Consider the following 18,827-nt stretch of genomic DNA (forward strand, 5'->3'; position numbering starts at 1 on the left):
CCCCCGCCGCCACCCTGGCCGCAGCCGCCACCGCCGGGCCCGGGTTCCTGTCCCCGACCGGCGTCGAGATCGCCTTCCTCCTCGTGGGCCTCGCCACCTTCGGCGCGGCCCTCGTCACGGTCACCACCAGGCAGCTGGTGCACGCCGCCCTCTGGCTGGTCGTCGCACTCGGCGGCATCGCCGTCGAGTACCTGCTGCTGACCGCAGAGTTCATCGCCTGGGTGCAGGTCCTGATCTACCTCGGTTCCGTGATCGTCCTCCTCCTCTTCGGGCTCATGCTCACCAAGGCTCCCATCGGCCGCTCACCCGACGCGGACTCCGGCAACCGCCCGGTCGCGCTCGGCGTCGCCGTCGTCGCGGCCGCGGCCCTCGTCTGGGTGGTCGTCGACGCCTTCCGTACCACGTGGATCGACCTCGACGGACCCGTCCAGGGCTCCACCAAGGTCTCCGGCGAGATGCTCTTCCAGCACTGGGTGCTGCCCTTCGAGGCGCTCTCCGTCCTCCTCCTCGCCGCCCTGATCGGCGCCATCGTGCTGTCCCGCCGCAACGACCCCGCCGATCCCGCCGCCAGTGACACCGGTGGCGCCGCCGCCAGAGACAAGGGGCAGCGCTGATGCACCTCGCCTACCCCGCCGTGCTCGCGGCGCTCCTCTTCTGCACCGGCCTGTACGGAGTACTCGCCCGCCGCAACGCCATCCTGGTCCTGATGTCCGTCGAGCTGATGCTCAACGCCGTCAACCTCAACCTGGTGGCCTTCGACGTGTGGCTGCGCGACACCCTGCACGCCGGCCAGGCCCTCACCCTCTTCACCATCGCCATCGCCGCCGCCGAGATCGGCATCGGCCTCGCGATCGTGCTGATGGTGTACCGCAACCGGGGCACCTCGGACGTCGACCGCCTGCGCGACACCGCCGAGGGCCACGAGCCCCACCCGAACGACGCCGGAGACAGCACCGGCACCGCCCGGCCGGAGGTCGCCGCGTGAGCACCACGACCCTCGCCGTCCTCGTCCCGCTACTCCCCTTCCTGGGCGCGGTCGCGGGCCTGCTGCTCGGCCGCACCGCCCCCGGATTCGTCCGCCCCCTCGCGATCCTGCCGACGCTCGCCGCCGCCGTCCTGGCCGTGACCGTCGCCGTCCGCCAGGGCGGCGGACAGCCCATCAGCACCGCGACCGAGCTGACCCCGACCGGCTCCGTACCGATCGACCTCTCGCTCTACATCGACGGCTTCGCCGCACTGGTCGCCGTCCTGGTCGGGGTCGTCGCCACCTGCGTACAGCTGTACTCCACGGCATACCTCCGTGAGGACCCGCGCTACCCGTCCTACGCCGCCCTCGTCTCGCTGTTCACCTCCGCCATGCTGCTCGTCGTCTACTCCGGCGACCTGATGGTGCTGCTCGTCGGCTGGGAAGTCATGGGCATCTGCTCCTACTTCCTCGTCGGCCACTACTGGGAGACCCGAGCAGCCCGCTCCGCCTCCCTGAAGGCCTTCCTCGTCACCAAGCTCGGCGACGTCCCCTTCCTGATCGGCCTGTTCGCGCTCGCCACCGACGCCGGCTCCTTCCGGATCACGAAGATCCTCGGGACCGTCGCCGCCGGCGGCCTCGACCACCCGACGCTGATCGCGCTCCTCCTCCTCGCAGGCGTCGCCGGGAAGTCCGCGCAGTTCCCGCTGCACACCTGGCTCCCCGACGCCATGGCCGGCCCCACCCCCGTCTCCGCGCTGATCCACGCCGCGACGATGGTCGCCGCCGGCGTCTACTTCATCGCCCGCCTCCTGCCCGTCTTCGCGGCCTCCGCCGCCGCACTCGTCGTCATGGCCGTCATGGCCGCGCTCACGATGGTCGGCTCCGCCCTCGCCGCCCTCGCCCAGGACGACATCAAGCGGGTCCTCGCCTACTCCACCATCGGCCAGCTCGCCTACATGACCGGTGCCCTGGCCGTCGGCGACCGCGGCGCCGCCGTCTTCCACCTCCTGTCCCACGGCGCCTTCAAGGCGCTCCTCTTCCTCGGCGCCGGCGTGATCATCCACGCCGCCGGTACGAACTCCCTGGCCGCCATGTCCCGGATGGACGGCCTGGCCAAGCGCATCCCCGACGCCTTCTGGACGATGACGCTCGCGCTGCTCGCGCTCGCCGCCATCCCGCCCTTCGCCGGCTTCTTCTCCAAGGAAGCCGTCCTCGTCGCCGCCGAGCAGACCGCCACCGGCCACTCCGACCTCGCCCCCGAAGCCGCCGGCTGGCTGGTCCTGGTCGCCGGCGTGCTCACCGCCCTCCTCACCGCCGCCTACGCCGCCCGGCTGTGGCTTATGGCCTTCCGCGGCCGGGGCGCCGCCGCCCCCGACCACGGCAGGGAGCCCCTCGCCATGACGGGCGTGCTGTGGCTGCTGGCCGTCCCGACGGTCGCCTTCGGCCTCGCGGCGGGCCCGATCGCCGACTGGTTCGACGGCGGGGCGCTCACCCCGACCGTGGCCACCTCGGTCCTCGGCACGGGCGCCGCCGTCATCGGCGCGATGCTCACCTACGCCCTCTGGCAGCGCGCCGGCGCGAAGGCCGCCGCAGCACCCGCCGGCCAGGCACCCGTAGGCCGAGCCGCCGGTGAGCCGGCCGCCGAGCAGCCCGCCGCCGTCGCCGCCACGGTGTCCGCGGCCACCGCCGCCGCCGAGTCCGCGGCCGAGACGCCCGAGGTCGCCGAGGTCACCCACGAGCACCCCGCCGTTCCCGCGGGCCCCGCCGCCGACCCCGGCCGGGCACTCCTGGGCCCCCTGCACCGCCACGCCGCCGACGGCTTCCACCTCGACGCCGTCTACGACCGGCTCTTCGTCCGCCCCGTCCGCGGCGCCGCAAGCCTCGTCCGCTTCCTCGACCGCGAGGTCGTGGACACCTACGTCCGCGGCGCGGGCAGCGGCACCCGGCTGCTCGGCGGCCTCGTACGCCGCGCCCAGACCGGCAACGTGCAGAGCTACCTGAGCGCCCTGCTCGCCGGCGCCGTGGTCCTGGCGATCGCCACCGCCGTCCTCGCCAACGTCAACGCCGGATCGTGAGCCGTGAGTCAGCCGTGATTGATATCAGCCCGTCCGTGATGCAGTTCCTTCTGGCGTTCATGCTGGCCGCACCACTCCTCGGCGCCGCCGCGGCCCTCCTGCCGGCCCCGCCCGGCCTCAAGGGCCGCAGCCCCGAGCAGGCCGTGCTCCGCCACGGCGTGACCGTGACCGGCGTGATCCTCGCCGCGGCGTCGGCCCTCACCCTGGGCTTCGACCACGACGCCCCGTCGCGCTTCCAGGCGACGACGGACATCAGCTGGATCCCCGCCCTGGACGTCCGGATCCACCTCGGTGTCGACGGCATCTCGCTCCCCCTCCTCCTGATGACCGCGCTGCTGTTCTTCCTCTGCGCGCTCTACAGCTACTTCAAGCTCCCCGCGGGCCCTTCCCCGAAGGCCTTCGTCGCGCTGCTCCTCGTCCTCGAATCCGGCACCCTCGCGACCTTCGCCGTCCTCGACCTGCTGCTCTTCTTCCTCGCCTTCGAGATGGTCCTCATCCCGATGTACTTCCTCATCGCCCGCTGGGGCGGTGCCCAGCGGCAGGCCGCCGCCTGGAAGTTCATCCTCTACACGCTCCTCGGCTCCGTCGTCATGCTGCTCGGCCTCCTCCTCATCGGTGTGACGGCGGACACATTCGACATGGTGGCACTCGCCTCTGACAACGGCCGCGAACTGTCCCGCACCACGCAGCTCCTGGCCGTCCTCGCCATCGGCCTCGGCCTCGCCGTGAAGACCCCGATGTGGCCCCTGCACAGCTGGCTCCCGGACGCCCACACCGCCGCCCCCACCGTCGGATCCGTGCTGCTGGCGGGCGTCCTGCTCAAGATGGGCACCTACGGGTTCGTCCGCATCCTGCTCCCCGCCACCCCCGACGGCATGGCCGCCTTCGCCCCCTACCTGGGCGCCTTCGCCGTCGTCGGCATCGTCTACGGATCGCTCGCCTGCCTCGCCCTGGCCCGCAAGGGGAACAAGGGCGACCTCAAGCGCCTCATCGCCTACTCCTCCGTCGGCCACATGGGCTTCGTCCTCCTCGGCATCGCCTCCATGACCCCCACCGGGGTCAACGGCGCCCTCTTCGCGAACATCGCCCACGGCCTGATCACCGGCCTGCTCTTCTTCCTGGTCGGCGCCCTCAAGGACCGCTACGGCACCGCCGACCTCGACACCCTCGCCGGAGCCACCGGCGCCGCCCTCTACGGCCGCGCCCCCCGCCTCGGCGCGCTCCTCGCCTTCGCGGCCGTCGCCTCCCTCGGCCTGCCCGGCCTCGCCGGCTTCTGGGGCGAGATGCTGGCCCTCTTCGGCGCCTTCGACCCGGCCCAGGGCCTGCCCCGGGCCGCGTTCCTCACGTACACGGCCGTCGGCGCGTTCGGCACCCTGCTCACCGCCGCCTACCTGCTGGTCGTCGTACGGCGCGTCTGCATGGGAGACCCGAAGGCCGGCCCCGAGCTCACGGTCGCGGACGTCCACCGCTACGAGTACGCGGCCTGGACCCCGCTCGTCGCCCTCACCGTCCTCGCCGGCCTGTGGCCCGCGCTCCTCCTCGGCCTGACCGACCCGGCCGTCCAGCAGCTCCTCGCAGGAGGCAACTCATGACGGCCCTGACGGTCCTCGCGGCCGAGACCCCCAGCCTGGTCCAGTCCGTCGACTGGCTCGCCATCGCCCCCGTGGTGATCACCGCCGTCGTCGGCCTGGCCGTCCTCGTCGCCGACCTCTTCACCGCCGAACGCCACAAGACCGCCCTCGGCTGGATCTCCGTGGCAGGCCTGGCCGCCGCGACCGCGACCCTGTTCCCGCTGCGCGCCGGCGACCGCTCCACCTTCTGCCTCACCGCCGACCCGGAGGCCTGCAGCTACACCGCCGACCACTTCACGGTCGTCGTGCAGTTCCTGGTGCTGGCCGGCGCCCTGCTCACCGCCCTGCTGTCGGTCACCGCCGTACGCGACACCCGGATGCCCGCCGGCGAGTACTGGTTCCTGCTGCTCTCCTCCGCCGCGGGCGCCGCCCTGCTGCCCGCCTCCCGCGACCTGGCCACCCTGATCGTCGCGCTGGAGGTCGCGTCCCTGCCCGCCTTCGCCCTCGTGGGCATGCGGCGCGGCGACCGGCTCTCCTCCGAGGCCGCCCTGAAGTTCTTCCTGTCCTCCGTCACCGCCACCGCCGTGTCGCTGATGGGCGTCAGCTTCGTCTACGCCGTCACGGGGTCGCTGCACCTCACCCAGGTCGCCGACCGGCTCGAAGACGTCCCCGGGCAGTTCGACACCCTCGCCATGGCCGGCGTCGCGCTCACCCTGGTCGGCTTCGCCTTCAAGACCGCGGCCGTCCCCTTCCACTTCTGGGTCCCCGACACCTACGTCGGAGCCCCCCTGCCCATCGCCGGCTACCTCTCGGTGATCGGCAAGGCCGTGGGCTTCACCGGCCTCATCCTCGTCACCGTGATCGCCTTCCCGGCGTACGCGCAGGTCTGGGGCCCGGCCATCGCCGTCCTCGCCGCACTCACCATGACCCTGGGCAACGCCGCCGCCGTACGCCAGTCCGCGGACCGCCCGAACAGTGCCGTACGGCTGCTCGCCTGGTCCTCGGTCGGCCAGGCCGGCTACCTGCTGGTCCCGATCGCCGCCGCCGCGTACTCCGAGCGCGACCAGATCGGCTCCACCCTCGCCTACGCCCTCATGTACGCCGCCGTGAACCTCGGCGCCTTCGCCGTGGCCGCCCTCGTCGCCCGTACGAAGCCGCTCAACCGGATCAGCGACTACCGAGGCCTGTACGCCGAGCGCCCGCCGGCCGCCCTCTCCCTGGCCTTCTTCCTGCTCTGCCTGGCCGGACTGCCGCCCGGCATCATCGGCCTCTTCGCCAAGGTCACCGTCTTCCAGTCGGCCGTCGACGCGGGCCTGGGCTGGCTGGCCGTGCTGATGGCGGTCAACGTCGTCATCGCCCTGTACTACTACCTGCGCTGGACGGCGCTGCTCTTCCGCGCACCCGACGGCGCCGAGGCGCCGGAGGGCGCCGCACCGGCACGTACGAAGGCCCCCTGGCCGGTCGCGGCGGCCATCGTCGCCACCGCGGTCACCGCGGTCGTCCTCTCGGGCGCCCCGCAGATCGTCCTTCGCTTCGCCTCGGGGAGCCTCTTCACGCAGTAGCCGGTCCCGGGCCGGCTGGCCCGTACGGAGCAACGCGCACGGCGGCCCGCCGCCGCCCCCAGGGGGTGTCCGGCGGGCCCGCGTGCCGGCACGCCCTGGGAACCAGACGCGCTCACCTCGCGTTGACCAGGAAGGGAGGGTCCACTGGACCGTAGACCCTCAAATCCATGACGGGCTCCCCTGCCGCACCACTTGGAGGGCGTACCGTGCACCGCCGGCACAACGGGCTCAAGACCGCCGTACTCCTCGGCGGGCTGTCCGCACTCATCATCGTCATCGGCAGCTTCTTCGGCCGGACCGGCCTGATAGTCGCCGTCCTCGTCGCACTCGGGACGAACGCCTACGCGTACTGGAACAGCGACAAACTCGCTCTACGCGCGATGCGTGCCCGTCCCGTCAGCGAATTCGAGGCGCCCCAGCTCTACCGCATGGTGCGTGAGCTCTCCACGTCCGCGCGCCAGCCCATGCCACGCCTCTACATCTCGCCCACCGAGGCCCCGAACGCCTTCGCCACCGGCCGCAACCCGCGCAACGCCGCCGTCTGCTGCACCGAGGGCATCCTGCGCATCCTCGACGAGCGCGAGCTGCGCGGGGTCATCGGCCACGAGCTCAGCCACGTCTACAACCGCGACATCCTCATCTCGTCGGTGGCCGGAGCACTCGCCTCGGTGATCATGTTCCTGGTGAACTTCGCCTGGCTCATCCCCGTCGGCCGCTCCAACGACGACGAGGGCCCCGGCCTGCTCGGCATGCTGCTGATCATGATCCTGGGGCCGCTGGCCGCGTCGGTGATCCAGCTGGCCATCAGCCGCTCGCGCGAGTACGAGGCCGACGCCTCCGGCGCCCAGCTCACCGGGGACCCGCTGGCCCTCGCCAGCGCCCTGCGCAAGCTCGACGCGGGCACCAAACAGCTCCCGCTGCCGCCCGAACCACGACTGGAGACGGCGAGTCATATGATGATCGCCAACCCCTTCCGCCCCGGTCAGGGGCTGACCAGGATGTTCTCGACCCATCCCCCGATGGCCGAGCGCATCGCCCGGCTCGAACAGATGGCAGGCCGCCGCCAATGAAGACAATCCTGAACGTCATCTGGCTCATCCTCAGCGGCATCTGGCTGTTCCTGGGATACCTGCTCGCGGGTGTGCTCCTCTGCATCACCATCATCGGCATCCCGTTCGGCATCGCCGCCTTCCGCATCGCCGTGTACGCCCTCTGGCCCTTCGGCTACACCACGGTCGAGCGCCACGACGCGGGCGCCCCCTCCTGCATAGGCAACGTCCTGTGGCTGGTGCTGGCGGGCTGGTGGCTGGCCCTCGGCCACATCGTCACGGGCATCGCCCTCTGCGTCACGATCATCGGCATCCCGTTCGGCATCGCCAACTTCAAGATGGTCCCCCTCTCCCTGCTGCCGCTGGGCCGCGAAATCGTCCCCACGGACGCCCCGTTCGCCACCCGCTGACGACACCCGACACCCACACACCGACACCGCGCCGCGGACGGGCCAGGCCCGTCCGCGGCGCGGTTGTCCACAGGCCGGGCGGGCTGTCAGTGGCGTGCGTCACCATGAAGGCATGAACGAGACCGAGCAGTTGCTGCAGCAAGTCGCACACCGCGCGCGCAACTCCGCACGCCGATACGGAAAGGCCCTGCCGGCGCCTCTGGGCGCCGGGGAGATCGCCCGCTCCGAGGGCATACTCGGCTTCCCGCTGCCGCCCCTGCTCGCCCTGCTCTACACGCGCGTGGGGGACGGCGGATTCGGCCCCGAACAAGGCCTGTTGCCCCTGCGCCGGGCCGTCGGGGCCTACCGGGCCCAGCGCGAGTCCGGGTGGCGCTGGCCCGAGGGGGTCCTGCCCGTGGCCGACTTCGGCTGCGCCATGTACGCCTGCGTCGACTGCAGGTCCCACACCGCCCAGGTCCTGCTGTTCGACCCGAACCCGGGCGAGCCCGACCTCGCCTGGTCCGTCGACACCGCCGGCCTGGAGGACTGGCTGCGCGGCTGGCTCGACGGAACAGCCTGGTTCTGCGAGGAATCGGACGCGGGGGACGCCTACGACCTGGAACTGCAGCCCTGGGCGGAGTTCAGATCCCGGATCTGAGCCGGCCGCGCACCCCGTACGCCAACGCGCCCACAGCCAGCACGGCGGCCCCCGCGCCCACCGACGCGAGGGGCAGCGCACACGCCAGCACCACACACCCGGACAGCCCGACCGCTGCCACGGCCCGCCCCTTGACACCTGAATCGAGAGTCCACGCGGAGGCGTTCGCGATCGCGTAATAGGCGAGCACGCCGAAGGAGGAGAAACCGATCGCGCCCCGCACGTCGACGGTGGCCGCGAGCACCGCCACGACCGCCCCCACCGCCAGCTCGGCATGGTGCGGCACCCGGTGCCTGGGATGTACGGCGGCCAGCGCGCGCGGGAGACGGCCGTCCCGGGCCATCGCCAGCACCGTCCGCGACACCCCGAGCACCAAGGCCAGCAGAGAGCCCAGCGCGGCCAGGGCCGCGCCCACCCGGACGACCGGCGCCAGCCCCGGCACACCCGCCGCCCGGACCGCGTCGGCCAGCGGCGCCGACGACCCCGCCAACCCCTCGACGCCCAGCACCGACAGCAGCGCCACCCCCACCGCCGCGTACACCAGCAGGGCGATCCCCAGCGCGATCGGCACCGCCCGCGGGATCGTCCGCACCGGGTCGCGCACCTCCTCGCCCAGGGTGGTGATCCGCGCATAGCCCGCGAAGGCGAAGAACAGCAGACCGGCGCCCTGCAACAACCCGAAGGCGGCCCAGTCCGGCCCGCCCAGCCGCTCCGGTGCCGCCGCATCCGAGGATAGGCACACCACGACCACCCCGGCCAGCACCGCCAGGACCGCCGCCACGATCAGCCGGGCCACCCGGGCGGACTTCTGGACACCGCCGTAGCTCGCGGCCGTGACCGCCACCACCGCCGCCACCGCCACGGCGTGCTCCCGCCCCGGCCACACGTAGGCGCCCACCGTCAGCGCCATCGCCGCGCACGACGCCGTCTTGCCGATCACGAACCCCCAGCCCGCCAGATACCCCCAGAAGGGGCCGAGCCGCTCCCGCCCGTACACGTACGTGCCCCCGGAGGCCGGATAACGGGCGGCCAGCCGCGCCGACGAGTGCGCGTTGCAGTAGGCCACGACGGCCGCCACCGCCAGAGCAGCCAGGAGCGCCCCGCCCGCGGCCGCCGCGGCCGGGGCGAACGCCGCGAAGACCCCGGCGCCCACCATCGCGCCGAGTCCGACGACGACCGCGTCGAAGACGCCCAGGGTCCGCTTCAACTCATCAGCCACGGGCGGAGGGTAACGGAGCCGGTGCCGACGCCGGAAAGGTGCGCGGGACCCGGCGGACCCTGCCGCCGCGGCGCTACCGGACAACCTCAGCTGACACCCTCCCGGCGGGGAAGCGGCGTCCGGGTGCGCTCCCACCCCTCCAGGGCGGTCAGACAGGCGTGGTCGAGGTGGCGCAGACCGCTCAGGTCGAGCCGCACCGGCTGCCCGTGCGGCAGCGCCTCCAGTGCGTCGAGCAGCTTCGGCAGCCGCAGGAAGCTGGCGTTCCCCACGACCCGCACGCACAACTCCCCGTCCTCCCACACCTCCTCGACGTGCACGTGGGAGGTCTCCCAGGCCGCCTTGGCAATGGCCAGCCCCAGGCCGACCAGCACCCCTTCGAAGAGGTTGGTGACGACGATCGCGCCGGCCGTGGAGACCAGCACCACCGCCTCGCCCCGGTGCGTACGCCACAGCGCCGCCACCGCCCTGACCGGCAGCAGCTTCCAGCCCGCGTACAGGAGCACCCCGGCCAGCGCCGCGAGCGGCACCGTCTCCAGCACCTGGGGGAGGAGCACCGCGAAGAGCAGCAGCCAGCCGCCGTGCATCACCCGGGCCGCCCGGGTGCGGGCGCCGGCCTCCACATTGGCGGCGCTGCGCACGATCACGGCGGTCATCGGCAAGGCCCCGAGCAGCCCGCACACACCGTTGCCGACGCCCTGGGCGATCAGCTCCCGGTCGTACTCCGTCCGGGGCCCGTCGTGCATCCGGTCCACCGCGGCGGCGCTGAAAAGGGTCTCGGCGGAGGCGATCAGCGCCAGCGCGATCACCGTCCCGACCGCGCCGGCGGAGGCCAGCACCCCGAACTCCCCCCAGGCGGGCGGTGACACGGCCTCCAGGACCCCCGTCACCCGCACCCGCTCGACGGGCAGCCGCAGCAGCACGGCCGCGGTGGTGGCGGCGGCCACCCCGACCAGCGCGCCGGGCAGCAGCCGCAGACGGGCCGGCACCCGCCGCCAGGCGACCATGACGGCGATGGTGCCCACCCCGAGCAGTACCGCGGCCCAGTCGGCCCGCGCCACCAGCCCGTGCACGCCGCCCAGCTTCGCCAGGGTCTGTCCCGGTGCCTGCGCGTCGCCCAGGGCGTACAACTGCCCGGAGATCAGCACGAGACCGATGCCGGCCAGCATCCCGTGCACGACGGCCACGGAGATCGCCCTGAACCACCGCCCGAGCCGCAGCACCCCCATGCCCAGCTGCACCGTGCCGGCGGCCAGCACCAGCACCCCGAGAGCGGCCGCGCCGTACGCCTGCACCGCCTCGTAGACCAGCACGGTGAGCCCGGCGGCAGGCCCGCTCACCTGGAGGGAACTGCCCCGGAACCACCCTGTGACCAGCCCCCCGACCACCCCGGTGACGATCCCCAGCTCGGCGGGGACCCCCGAGGCGACCGCCACCCCCACGCACAGGGGTACGGCGACCAGTGCGACGACGACGGACGCACCGAAGTCTGCGCGGAACGTGCCGGCCCCAGGCATGCGAGATCCCCCTGCCACGCGGTGATGTGATGCCACCACCGTGCTGGGCGCACCCCCCACCGCCCAAGTGGCCATGGGAGCCCGCGGCAGCGCGCGCGCCGCACGCGCCCGGCACGCACGCCCCACGCACCCCGCCGACCACCGCTGACCACCGCCGACCACCGCGGCCCGGCGGTCGGTGAAGACCGCCGGGCCGGCGTGGTGAGGATCGGGGACCTGCGTCAGCGGTAGTTCACGAACTGGATCGCGAAGTCCAGGTCCTTGCCCTTGAGGAGGGCCTGGACGGCCTGGAGGTCGTCGCGGCTCTTGGAGCTGACGCGCAGCTCGTCGCCCTGGACCTGGGCCTTGACGCCCTTCGGACCCTCGTCCCGGATGATCTTCGCGACCTTCTTGGCGTTCTCCTGGGAGATGCCCTCCTCGATCGTGGCGAAGATCTTGTACTCCTTGCCGGACAGCTGCGGCTCACCGGCGTCCAGCGCCTTGAGCGAGATCCCGCGCTTGACCAGCTTGGTCTCGAAGACGTCGAGGACGGCCTTGACGCGCTCCTCGGAGTTCGCCTCCATGAGGATCTTCTCGCCGGACCAGGCGATGGTGGCGCCGGTGCCCTTGAAGTCGTAGCGCTGCGAGAGCTCCTTGGCGGCCTGGTTGAGGGCGTTGTCGACCTCCTGCCGCTCGACCTTCGAGACGATGTCGAAACTGGAGTCGGCCATGTGCTGTGGCTCCTTGAAGTCGATTGCGATCACCCCGGAGGGCACGGCCGGACATCCCCGGACCGCTCGGCAAAGCCTAGTGCTGCGACCGCACAGGTCCACCGGGTCGCGGCGCCCGGTACGGCGCCTCGCCGCGTGGTCGGACCACGCGCGTACGTCCGGGCGGCACCGGCCGCCGCACCCACGCGCGGCGCTGATCAATCCGGTGGCGAAGCACCCCCGGTCATCAGGTATCGTTTACGTCGTTGCCAGGGAGAACCGCTCACGAGCGGCCTCGAAGGCGACATCCCATGGCGGTGTGCCCGAGTGGCCAATGGGAGCGGACTGTAAATCCGTCGGCTTAGCCTACCCAGGTTCGAATCCTGGCGCCGCCACGCGAGTGGAACCCCCGTTCATCTGCGGAAACGCAGTGGACGGGGGTTCTTTCGTACACCTGGGGCGGGGTGTGGCGCTGGCGGCCGCATCGTCGGGGGCCCGCGGTCGTTCACCGGGGGTGAAATGGACATCTGACACGCGGGGAAAGGTCGGCGGCGGGGTGCTCATCGCGCTGCTCGGCGCGGGGATTCCGGCTCTGATGGGAGCCGCCCTGCATACGGACACGGGAGAGCCCTACCGGGAGACCCGGCTGTACTTCGGCACGGAACGGACCGACGGCGGGAACCCGGTCGCGGAGCGCGAGTTCATGCGGTTCCTGGACCAGGAGATCACCCCCGCCTTCCCCGAGGGGCTGACCCTCCACGACGGGTACGGCCAGTGGCGCGGCGGGAACGGCAAGATCGTCCGTGAGGCGTCCTACGAAGTGGTCCTGCTGTACCCGGAGAAGGACGCCGACGACCGCAGCGTGCGCATCGAGCGGATCCGCGACGCGTACGAGAGCCGCTACCAGCAGGACTCCGTCGGCCGCTCCGACGACAAGGTCGCGGCGCAGTTCTGACCGACCGCGGGGAGGCCGGCCCCGCGGGCCGGCAACCGGTACCGGCCCCCGAGTCGGCCTCCCCGCCGGGCCCTCAGTTGCCCGCCACGTCCTTCACGGCCACGTCGACCGGCGTCGAGCCGGAGACCAGCTCCAGCGTGAGGCCCGCCGTCGCGGGCGTCTCCACCAGCTCGGCCAGCACCGCCGCCACGTCGTCACGCGGCACGGCCCCCCGGCCCGTCCGCGCCTCCAGGCGGACCTGGCCCGTGCCCGCGTCGTCGAGCAGCGAGCCTGGGCGCAGGACCGTCCACTCCAGGCCCAGCCGGGTCCGGACGTGGTCGTCGGCCTCGCCCTTCGCCCGCAGGTAGACGTCGAACACCTCGTCGCCTTCGTGATGGGCGTCCGCGCCCATCGAAGAGACCATCAGGAAGCGGCGCACACCGGCCCGTTCGGCCGCGTCGGCGAACAGCACCGCCGCACCACGGTCCACCGTGTCCTTGCGCCCGACACCGCTGCCGGGGCCGGCGCCCGCCGCGAACACCGCCACGTCCGCGCCCTGCAGGATCCCCGCGACGTGCTCCACCGTGGCCGACTCCAGGTCGCACAGCACCGGTTCGGCGCCCGCCTCCCTGAGGTCGTCGCCCTGTTCGAGGTCGCGGATGATGCCCGCGACCTCGTACCCGCGCGCGGCGAGCAGGCGCTCCAGCCGCAGCGCGATCCGACCGTGTCCACCCGCGATGACGATGCGCATGCCCCGACGGTACGACGAGCCGGGCGCCCCCGCCCGGGAAGACACCCTTACGGGCCGGGCTCCGTGCGGCCCTGCCGGGGCAGGTCCAGGGCCACCGCGACGGCGGAGTCGCAGTACTCCCGTACCGCGCTCGTACGGGCCACCACCCGCCCCCGGTGGATCACGATCCGGCTGTAGGCCAGGGACAGCACGCCCGCGATCCGGTCGCCGCGCACGGCGAGCAGCTCCGCCGGGAAGCCGGCCTCCACCCGCACCTGCGGCAGGCCCATGGCCTCGCGGGCGCAGGCGCTGACGGAGTCGTAGGCCTCGCCGGGGCGCAGGCCGCCCTGGGAGGCCAGCAGGTACGCGGCCTCCAGCGGGTCGCCCCGGCCGACCGGGTTCCCGGCGTCCCGCAGCGCCCCGCTGCCCGCCGCGACCCGTACGCCGGCGGCCCGCAGCAGCCGTACGGGGGCGGCGCGCAGGCCGCGGCGCTCCAGGGCCGCGCAGTCGCCCTGGGGCAGGCAGGTCACCCGTACCCCGGCCGCGGCCAGTTGGTCGGCGGCGCGGGCGGCCGCGTCCGGGGGGAGCCGGGACAGGCCACCGCAGGGGCCGATGGCCACCCCGGGGCGCAGACCGCCGGCCATCGCCGCGAGCCGGGCGAGGCGCGCCGGGTCGGCACCGTCCGTGTGCAGGTCCACTGGGCAGCCGTGCTCGTCGGCGAGGTCCAGGACGGCTTCGAGGAAGCCCGTCGGGTCCGGATCCAGGTCCGGGCAGCCCCCGATCACGGAGGCGCCCATCTTGACCGCGTCACGCAGCATGGCCAGCCCGTCCGCGCCCGCCACCCCGGTCAGCAGCCGGGGGACGGCCACCGCGGTCAGGTCGGCGAGCCCGCGCAGGGAGCGCCGGGCCTGGAGCACCGCCTCCAGGGGGCCGAGACCGTGGACGTCGCCGATGCGCACGTGGGAGCGCATGGCGGTCGCGCCGTGCCCGAGCTGGAGCAGGGCCGCTTCGGTGGCCCGGCGCTGGACCTCGTCGGGCGCGTACGAGACGGGTCCGTCGCCGTCGGCGGTCAGCGCGGTGTCCCCGTGGGCGTGCGGCTCGGCGGGCGCCGGGAGCAGCAGGTAGCCGCTGAGGTCCACCCGGGACAGCACGGGGGAGGAGAGGCTGCCGGTGGTCCCGACGGCCTGGATCCGGCCGCCGCCGAGGCGCACGTCGACGGTACGGCCGTCAGTGAGGCGTGCCCCGGCGAGGAGCAGGGTGGCGGCCTCGGCGGCGGCCGCACCGCTGTTGGCGTTGCCGCCGCGGGAGGACGGGGACGGCTGCTGCGGCGGGCTGTCGGACATCGCGCTCCTGCGGTGGCTCGGGCGGTTCCTGGGGCCGTGGCCGCGGCCCGCACCCCCAAGATCACGCAGCGTGCTCAGAGCCTAGGGTGCGGCGCACGCCGCTTCGCGGAAGAGGGCAATAGTCGTACCGGTGTGGTGCCCGGCGGCGCCCGCGCCCGCTCGTGCGCCCCCTGTCGTCCTGGCGCCGGCCGGTCTGCGGCGCGTGTGATGTGTGAGCCCGCGCACAAACCACGTGAGAAGTGGGGCGGGAGTGGCCTGCGGGTTGATCAAGAGGGGCGTCCGACGCCCCTCGGAGCCCAGCTCCCGCAAAGGATTTGGGCGATCGGCGGGCAACCGTGTAATGTCTTCATCGCTCGCCCCAATAGCTCAGTCGGTAGAGCGTCTCCATGGTAAGGAGAAGGTCTGCGGTTCGATTCCGCATTGGGGCTCTGGTGAGAGAGGTTCCCCACCCTCGGGTGGGGAGCTGATCACATCAAAGCGGCGTAGCTCAGTCGGTAGAGCAAGCGGCTCATAATCGCTGTGTCACCGGTTCAAGTCCGGTCGCCGCTACCCACAGTAGCCGATTGCGGGGTCGGTCTCCCGATCGGCTACTCTTTTATGCGTTCATCCGTCCCATAGTCCGTCAAGGAGCACTCACGTGGCTGCCACCGACGTCCGCCCGAAGATCACGCTGGCCTGCGTGGAGTGCAAGGAGCGGAACTACATCACCAAGAAGAACCGGCGTAACAACCCGGACCGCATGGAGATGAAGAAGCACTGCCCGCGCTGCAACTCGCACACCGCGCACCGCGAGACCCGCTGACCCCAGCGAAGTCTCGAATACAGGCACCGTCATGAGGTCGTCCCCTTCATTGGGGGCGGCCTCGTGTCGTTTTCAGCACTGATCTCTCCAGTCTTTGTCCCTGTGTGTTTCGTGTCCCTTCAACAGGAGGTAGTGAGTCATGGCTCTCGACCAGTCCTTCGTGGGGCGGAGCTACCCGCCCACCGATCCGTACGAGGTCGGCCGGGAGAAGATCCGCGAATTCGCGGTCGCTGTGGGTGACACCAATCCCGTCTACACCGACCCGGAAGCGGCGAAGGCCTACGGCCACTCCGATGTGATCGCTCCGCCGACTTTTGTGTTCGCCATCACTTTCAAGGCGGCCGGCGAGGTCGTCCAGGATCCGCAGCTGGGCCTGGACTACGACCGCGTCGTACACGGCGACCAGAAGTTCGCGTACTCCCGCCCGGTGCGGGCCGGTGACCGCCTGACGGTGACCTCGACCATCGAGGCCGTGAAGTCGATGGCCGGCAACGACATCATCGACGTCCGCGGCGAGGTCCACGACGAGAGCGGCGAGCACGTGGTGACGGCGTGGACGAAGCTCGTCTCCCGCGCCCCCCAGGAGGCCTGACATGGCAGCGCAGATCAAGTACTCCGACGTCGAGGTCGGCACCGAGCTGCCGGCGGCGGCCTTCCCCGTGACCCGCGCCTCGCTGGTCCAGTACGCCGGCGCCTCCGGCGACTTCAACCCGATCCACTGGAACGAGAAGTTCGCCAAGGAGGTCGGGCTGCCGGACGTGATCGCGCACGGCATGTTCACCATGGCCGAGGCGATCCGCGTGGTCACCGACTGGGTGGGCGACCCGGGCGCGGTGGTCGAGTACGGCGTGCGCTTCACCAAGCCCGTCGTCGTCCCGAACGACGACCAGGGCGGCCTGATCGAGGTCACCGGCAAGGTCGCGGCGAAGCTGGACGACAACCGGGTGCGCGTCGACCTGACCGCCATGAGCGCCGGCCAGAAGGTCCTCGGAATGTCCCGCGCGGTGGTCGCGCTCGCCTGAGGGCCTGTGCACCGGGCGTGAGCGTGCGAGGGGGCGGGCTGCCCGTCCCCTCGCCGCCGGCCCTGCGGCCCGTTTCGGAAGACCGAGGCGACCACCCTTGACGTAGTTAGTGATTGAGCACTAACTTATGCGCATGGCAAGGATGAGCGCAGAGGAGCGGCGCGAGAGCGTCATCCGGGCGGCGATGCACGAGTTCGCCCGGGGCGGGTACCACGGGACCTCCACCGAGGCGATCGCCAAGCGGGTGGGCGTGTCGCAGCCGTACCTCTTCCGGCTCTTCCCCAACAAGCAGGCGATCTTCCTGGCCGCGTCGGAGCGCTGTCTGCGGGACACGCGTGAGGTGTTCGCCGCCGCCGTCGAGGGACTGAGCGGCGAAGAGGCCGAGCACGCCATGGCCGAGGCCTACACCCGGCTGATCACGGAGGACCCGGACAAGCTCCAGATGCAGCTCCAGATGTACGTGACCGTCGCCGCCGCCGAGGCGGCCGGCGACCACGAGCTCGGCGAGCTGGTCCGCCAGGGGTGGATGGAGCTCTGGGACACCGTCCACCTGCCGCTGGGTGCGGACCCGCGGGAGACGACGACCTTCATGGCCTACGGCATGCTCATCAACACCCTGGCCGCGATGGGCTTCCCGCCGGGGCACAGGGTGTGGGAGGGGTTCTATCCGTCGGCCCGCACCACCGGCCGCCCGGAGAAGTGAAGGATGCGCGCGTCGCGTGATCGCGCGCATTCGCATGCGCAGCAAAGTTAGTCAGTGATAACTAACAACTCGCAGGGGGAACCGTGCACACGCAAGACGCCGACACCAAGCTCCGCGGCCCCGCCGTCTGGGCCCTCGTCCTCACCGGCACGGCCGGCTTCATGGCCGCGCTCGACAACCTCGTCGTCACCACCGCCCTCCCCGCCATCCGCGAGGACCTCGGAGGAGGGCTGGAGGACCTGGAATGGACGGTGAACGCCTACACGCTCACCTTCGCCGTCCTCCTCATGTTCGGCGCCGCCCTCGGCGACCGTTTCGGCCGCCGCCGGCTGTTCGTCGCCGGCCTCGCCGTCTTCACCGGCGCCTCCGCCGCGGCCGCCCTCTCGCCCGGGATCGACGCGCTCATCGCCGCCCGCGCAGTGCAGGGCGTGGGAGCGGCCGTCATGATGCCGCTCACCCTCACCCTCCTCACCGCCGCCGTCCCGGCCGCCCGCCGCGGCATGGCCCTCGGCATCTACGGCGCCGTCACCGGCCTCGCCGTCGCCAGCGGCCCCCTCATCGGCGGCAGCCTCACCGAGCACATCTCCTGGCAGTGGATCTTCTGGCTCAACGTCCCGGTGGGCCTGGCCCTGATCCCGCTCGCCCGCCTGCACCTCGCCGAGTCCACCGCCCCCGGCGCCCGCCTCGACGTCCGGGGCACCCTCCTCGTCAGCGGCGGCCTCTTCGGCATCGTCTACGCCCTGGTCACCGCCAACGCCGAGGGCTGGACCAGCGCACCCGTCCTCACCGGACTGATCCTCGGCTCCGCCCTCGTCGCGGGCTTCGTCCACCACGGCCGGACCCACGCCGACCCCATGCTCCCCATGCGGCTCTTCCGCGACCGCGGCTTCCTGGGGATCAACCTGGCCAGCCTGCTGATGTTCCTCGGCATGTTCGGCTCGATCTTCCTGCTCAGCCAGTTCCTCCAGGGCGTCGCCGGCTACTCGCCCACCGAAGCCGGCCTGCGCATGCTTCCCTGGACCGGCATGCCGATGATCGTGGCCCCGCTCGCCGGCATCCTCTCCGACCGCATCGGCGGCCGCCCCGTCGTCGCCGCCGGGCTGGCGTTCCAGGCGCTCGGCCTCGGCTGGTTCGCCGCGATCCTCAGCACCGACGTCTCCTACGCCGCGCAGCTGCCCCCGCTGATCCTCAGCGGGATCGGCATGGCGCTCTACTTCGCCCCCGCCGCCAACGTCCTCATGTCCACCGTGCGCCCAGCCGACCAGGGCAAGGCCTCCGGCACGAACAACGCCCTACGCGAGCTCGGCGGAGCCCTCGGTGTCGCCGTCCTGGCCTCCGTCTTCTCCGCCCAGGGCGGATACGAGTCCCCGCAGGCCTTCACCGACGGCACCGTCCCCGCCCTGTGGATCGGCGCCGCCGCGGTCGCCCTCGCCGCAGCGCTGGCCCTCCTGGTGCCCCGCAGGTCCGAGGCAGCACCGCTCCCCGCGAGCCGCCCCGCCCACGCCCCGCAGAAGGTCCCGGCCGCCCACTGAGCCGCCGCCCGCCCCGGCCCGCCCCGCCCGCCGCCCCCGGCCCCGGCCCGGCGCGCAGCCCCGTACGA

19 protein-coding genes and 3 tRNA genes are annotated in these 18,827 nt (G+C 72.5%); 17 read left to right on the forward strand and 5 right to left on the reverse strand.

Features of this window, described 5'->3' with window-relative positions; translation table 11 throughout:
- The first annotated feature begins 14 nt into the window (after positions 1 to 14).
- The 8 genes from BSL84_RS19680 to BSL84_RS19715 all read left to right on the forward strand — a co-directional run bounded on the left by BSL84_RS19680 (position 15) and on the right by BSL84_RS19715 (position 8,271).
- On the forward strand, positions 15 to 614 hold the full coding sequence (locus tag BSL84_RS19680) for an NADH-quinone oxidoreductase subunit J (protein ID WP_107484918.1): 600 nt from the start codon (positions 15 to 17) through the stop codon (positions 612 to 614).
- Positions 614 to 985 carry an NADH-quinone oxidoreductase subunit NuoK gene (gene nuoK / locus BSL84_RS19685; protein WP_030031732.1) on the forward strand — a complete coding sequence of 124 codons (372 nt, stop codon included), beginning with the start codon at positions 614 to 616 and terminating at the stop codon, positions 983 to 985. The genes BSL84_RS19680 and nuoK overlap by 1 nt, the downstream gene beginning before the upstream one ends.
- On the forward strand, positions 982 to 3,042 hold the full coding sequence (locus tag BSL84_RS19690) for an NADH-quinone oxidoreductase subunit L (protein ID WP_075970838.1): 2,061 nt from the start codon (positions 982 to 984) through the stop codon (positions 3,040 to 3,042). The genes nuoK and BSL84_RS19690 overlap by 4 nt, the downstream gene beginning before the upstream one ends.
- A 38-nt stretch (positions 3,043 to 3,080) precedes the next feature.
- Positions 3,081 to 4,634 carry a complex I subunit 4 family protein gene (locus BSL84_RS19695; protein ID WP_030029553.1) on the forward strand — a complete coding sequence of 518 codons (1,554 nt, stop codon included), beginning with the start codon at positions 3,081 to 3,083 and terminating at the stop codon, positions 4,632 to 4,634.
- The gene (locus tag BSL84_RS19700) at positions 4,631 to 6,175 is read left to right on the forward strand and encodes an NADH-quinone oxidoreductase subunit N (RefSeq protein ID WP_107069732.1); all 1,545 of its coding nucleotides are present in this window, start codon (positions 4,631 to 4,633) and stop codon (positions 6,173 to 6,175) included. The genes BSL84_RS19695 and BSL84_RS19700 overlap by 4 nt, the downstream gene beginning before the upstream one ends.
- A gap of 206 nt (positions 6,176 to 6,381) precedes the next feature.
- Entirely contained in the window at positions 6,382 to 7,245 is an 864-nt protein-coding gene (htpX, locus tag BSL84_RS19705; protein ID WP_030029556.1) for a zinc metalloprotease HtpX, read from the forward strand.
- The gene (locus tag BSL84_RS19710; protein WP_030029558.1) at positions 7,242 to 7,634 is read left to right on the forward strand and encodes a YccF domain-containing protein; all 393 of its coding nucleotides are present in this window, start codon (positions 7,242 to 7,244) and stop codon (positions 7,632 to 7,634) included. Before htpX ends, BSL84_RS19710 begins: the two co-directional genes overlap by 4 nt.
- 112 nt (positions 7,635 to 7,746) lie before the next feature.
- Complete coding sequence (locus tag BSL84_RS19715; RefSeq protein WP_030029560.1) at positions 7,747 to 8,271, forward strand: SMI1/KNR4 family protein; 525 nt, start codon at positions 7,747 to 7,749, stop codon at positions 8,269 to 8,271.
- On the opposite strand, the gene BSL84_RS19720 is transcribed toward BSL84_RS19715, so the two are convergent.
- The 3 genes from BSL84_RS19720 to BSL84_RS19730 form a co-directional block, all read right to left on the reverse strand.
- The gene (locus BSL84_RS19720; protein WP_045323946.1) at positions 8,255 to 9,490 is read right to left on the reverse strand and encodes an APC family permease; all 1,236 of its coding nucleotides are present in this window, start codon (positions 9,488 to 9,490) and stop codon (positions 8,255 to 8,257) included. The genes BSL84_RS19715 and BSL84_RS19720 overlap by 17 nt on opposite strands.
- An 86-nt stretch (positions 9,491 to 9,576) precedes the next feature.
- Entirely contained in the window at positions 9,577 to 11,004 is a 1,428-nt protein-coding gene (locus BSL84_RS19725; protein ID WP_030030283.1) for a SulP family inorganic anion transporter, read from the reverse strand.
- Positions 11,005 to 11,225: 221 nt separating this feature from the next.
- Positions 11,226 to 11,714, reverse strand: coding sequence for a YajQ family cyclic di-GMP-binding protein (locus BSL84_RS19730; RefSeq protein WP_030030284.1), 489 nt, complete (start codon positions 11,712 to 11,714; stop codon positions 11,226 to 11,228).
- Positions 11,715 to 12,006: 292 nt separating this feature from the next.
- Here BSL84_RS19730 and BSL84_RS19735 point away from each other — a divergent pair.
- Together BSL84_RS19735 and BSL84_RS19740 are read left to right on the forward strand one after the other, a co-directional pair.
- Positions 12,007 to 12,088: transfer RNA gene (locus BSL84_RS19735), tRNA-Tyr, on the forward strand.
- A gap of 161 nt (positions 12,089 to 12,249) precedes the next feature.
- Positions 12,250 to 12,648, forward strand: a complete 399-nt coding sequence (locus BSL84_RS19740) for a DUF3574 domain-containing protein (RefSeq protein WP_051873278.1) — start codon at positions 12,250 to 12,252, stop codon at positions 12,646 to 12,648.
- Positions 12,649 to 12,721: 73 nt separating this feature from the next.
- On the opposite strand, the gene BSL84_RS19745 is transcribed toward BSL84_RS19740, so the two are convergent.
- Together BSL84_RS19745 and BSL84_RS19750 are read right to left on the reverse strand one after the other, a co-directional pair.
- On the reverse strand, positions 12,722 to 13,378 hold the full coding sequence (locus BSL84_RS19745) for an SDR family oxidoreductase (RefSeq protein WP_030030286.1): 657 nt from the start codon (positions 13,376 to 13,378) through the stop codon (positions 12,722 to 12,724).
- Positions 13,379 to 13,425: 47 nt separating this feature from the next.
- The gene (locus tag BSL84_RS19750) at positions 13,426 to 14,700 is read right to left on the reverse strand and encodes an amidohydrolase family protein (RefSeq protein WP_199838735.1); all 1,275 of its coding nucleotides are present in this window, start codon (positions 14,698 to 14,700) and stop codon (positions 13,426 to 13,428) included.
- A gap of 355 nt (positions 14,701 to 15,055) precedes the next feature.
- Here BSL84_RS19750 and BSL84_RS19755 point away from each other — a divergent pair.
- The 7 genes from BSL84_RS19755 to BSL84_RS19785 all read left to right on the forward strand — a co-directional run bounded on the left by BSL84_RS19755 (position 15,056) and on the right by BSL84_RS19785 (position 18,759).
- Positions 15,056 to 15,128, forward strand: a tRNA-Thr gene (locus BSL84_RS19755).
- 48 nt (positions 15,129 to 15,176) lie between these two features.
- Positions 15,177 to 15,249 (forward strand) — tRNA-Met (locus tag BSL84_RS19760).
- A gap of 88 nt (positions 15,250 to 15,337) precedes the next feature.
- A complete protein-coding gene (gene rpmG / locus BSL84_RS19765; RefSeq protein ID WP_007265873.1) occupies positions 15,338 to 15,502 on the forward strand; it encodes a 50S ribosomal protein L33 in 165 nt (54 codons plus the stop codon).
- Between the two features lie 139 nt (positions 15,503 to 15,641).
- The gene (locus tag BSL84_RS19770; protein ID WP_030030445.1) at positions 15,642 to 16,094 is read left to right on the forward strand and encodes a MaoC family dehydratase N-terminal domain-containing protein; all 453 of its coding nucleotides are present in this window, start codon (positions 15,642 to 15,644) and stop codon (positions 16,092 to 16,094) included.
- 1 nt (position 16,095) lies between these two features.
- Positions 16,096 to 16,524, forward strand: a complete 429-nt coding sequence (locus tag BSL84_RS19775; RefSeq protein ID WP_030030444.1) for a MaoC family dehydratase — start codon at positions 16,096 to 16,098, stop codon at positions 16,522 to 16,524.
- A gap of 133 nt (positions 16,525 to 16,657) precedes the next feature.
- A complete protein-coding gene (locus BSL84_RS19780) occupies positions 16,658 to 17,227 on the forward strand; it encodes a TetR/AcrR family transcriptional regulator (protein ID WP_030030443.1) in 570 nt (189 codons plus the stop codon).
- An 83-nt stretch (positions 17,228 to 17,310) separates the two neighbouring features.
- Positions 17,311 to 18,759, forward strand: coding sequence for an MFS transporter (locus tag BSL84_RS19785; RefSeq protein WP_075970840.1), 1,449 nt, complete (start codon positions 17,311 to 17,313; stop codon positions 18,757 to 18,759).
- Positions 18,760 to 18,827 lie beyond the last annotated feature (68 nt).

This window comes from Streptomyces sp. TN58, assembly GCF_001941845.1.
Lineage (GTDB): Bacteria > Actinomycetota > Actinomycetes > Streptomycetales > Streptomycetaceae > Streptomyces.

Bases quoted from the DNA above. Each gene is read 5' to 3' on its own strand.
- nuoK (WP_030031732.1), top strand. From the start codon at position 614: ATGCACCTCGCCTACCCCGCCGTGCTCGCGGCGCTCCTCTTCTGCACC.
- BSL84_RS19695 (WP_030029553.1), top strand. From the start codon at position 3,081: ATGCAGTTCCTTCTGGCGTTCATGCTGGCCGCACCACTCCTCGGCGCC.
- BSL84_RS19700 (WP_107069732.1), top strand. From the start codon at position 4,631: ATGACGGCCCTGACGGTCCTCGCGGCCGAGACCCCCAGCCTGGTCCAG.
- BSL84_RS19710 (WP_030029558.1), top strand. From the start codon at position 7,242: ATGAAGACAATCCTGAACGTCATCTGGCTCATCCTCAGCGGCATCTGG.
- BSL84_RS19715 (WP_030029560.1), top strand. From the start codon at position 7,747: ATGAACGAGACCGAGCAGTTGCTGCAGCAAGTCGCACACCGCGCGCGC.
- BSL84_RS19725 (WP_030030283.1), bottom strand. From the start codon at position 11,004: ATGCCTGGGGCCGGCACGTTCCGCGCAGACTTCGGTGCGTCCGTCGTC.
- BSL84_RS19730 (WP_030030284.1), bottom strand. From the start codon at position 11,714: ATGGCCGACTCCAGTTTCGACATCGTCTCGAAGGTCGAGCGGCAGGAG.
- BSL84_RS19745 (WP_030030286.1), bottom strand. From the start codon at position 13,378: ATGCGCATCGTCATCGCGGGTGGACACGGTCGGATCGCGCTGCGGCTG.
- BSL84_RS19750 (WP_199838735.1), bottom strand. From the start codon at position 14,700: ATGTCCGACAGCCCGCCGCAGCAGCCGTCCCCGTCCTCCCGCGGCGGC.
- BSL84_RS19770 (WP_030030445.1), top strand. From the start codon at position 15,642: ATGGCTCTCGACCAGTCCTTCGTGGGGCGGAGCTACCCGCCCACCGAT.
- BSL84_RS19775 (WP_030030444.1), top strand. From the start codon at position 16,096: ATGGCAGCGCAGATCAAGTACTCCGACGTCGAGGTCGGCACCGAGCTG.
- BSL84_RS19780 (WP_030030443.1), top strand. From the start codon at position 16,658: ATGGCAAGGATGAGCGCAGAGGAGCGGCGCGAGAGCGTCATCCGGGCG.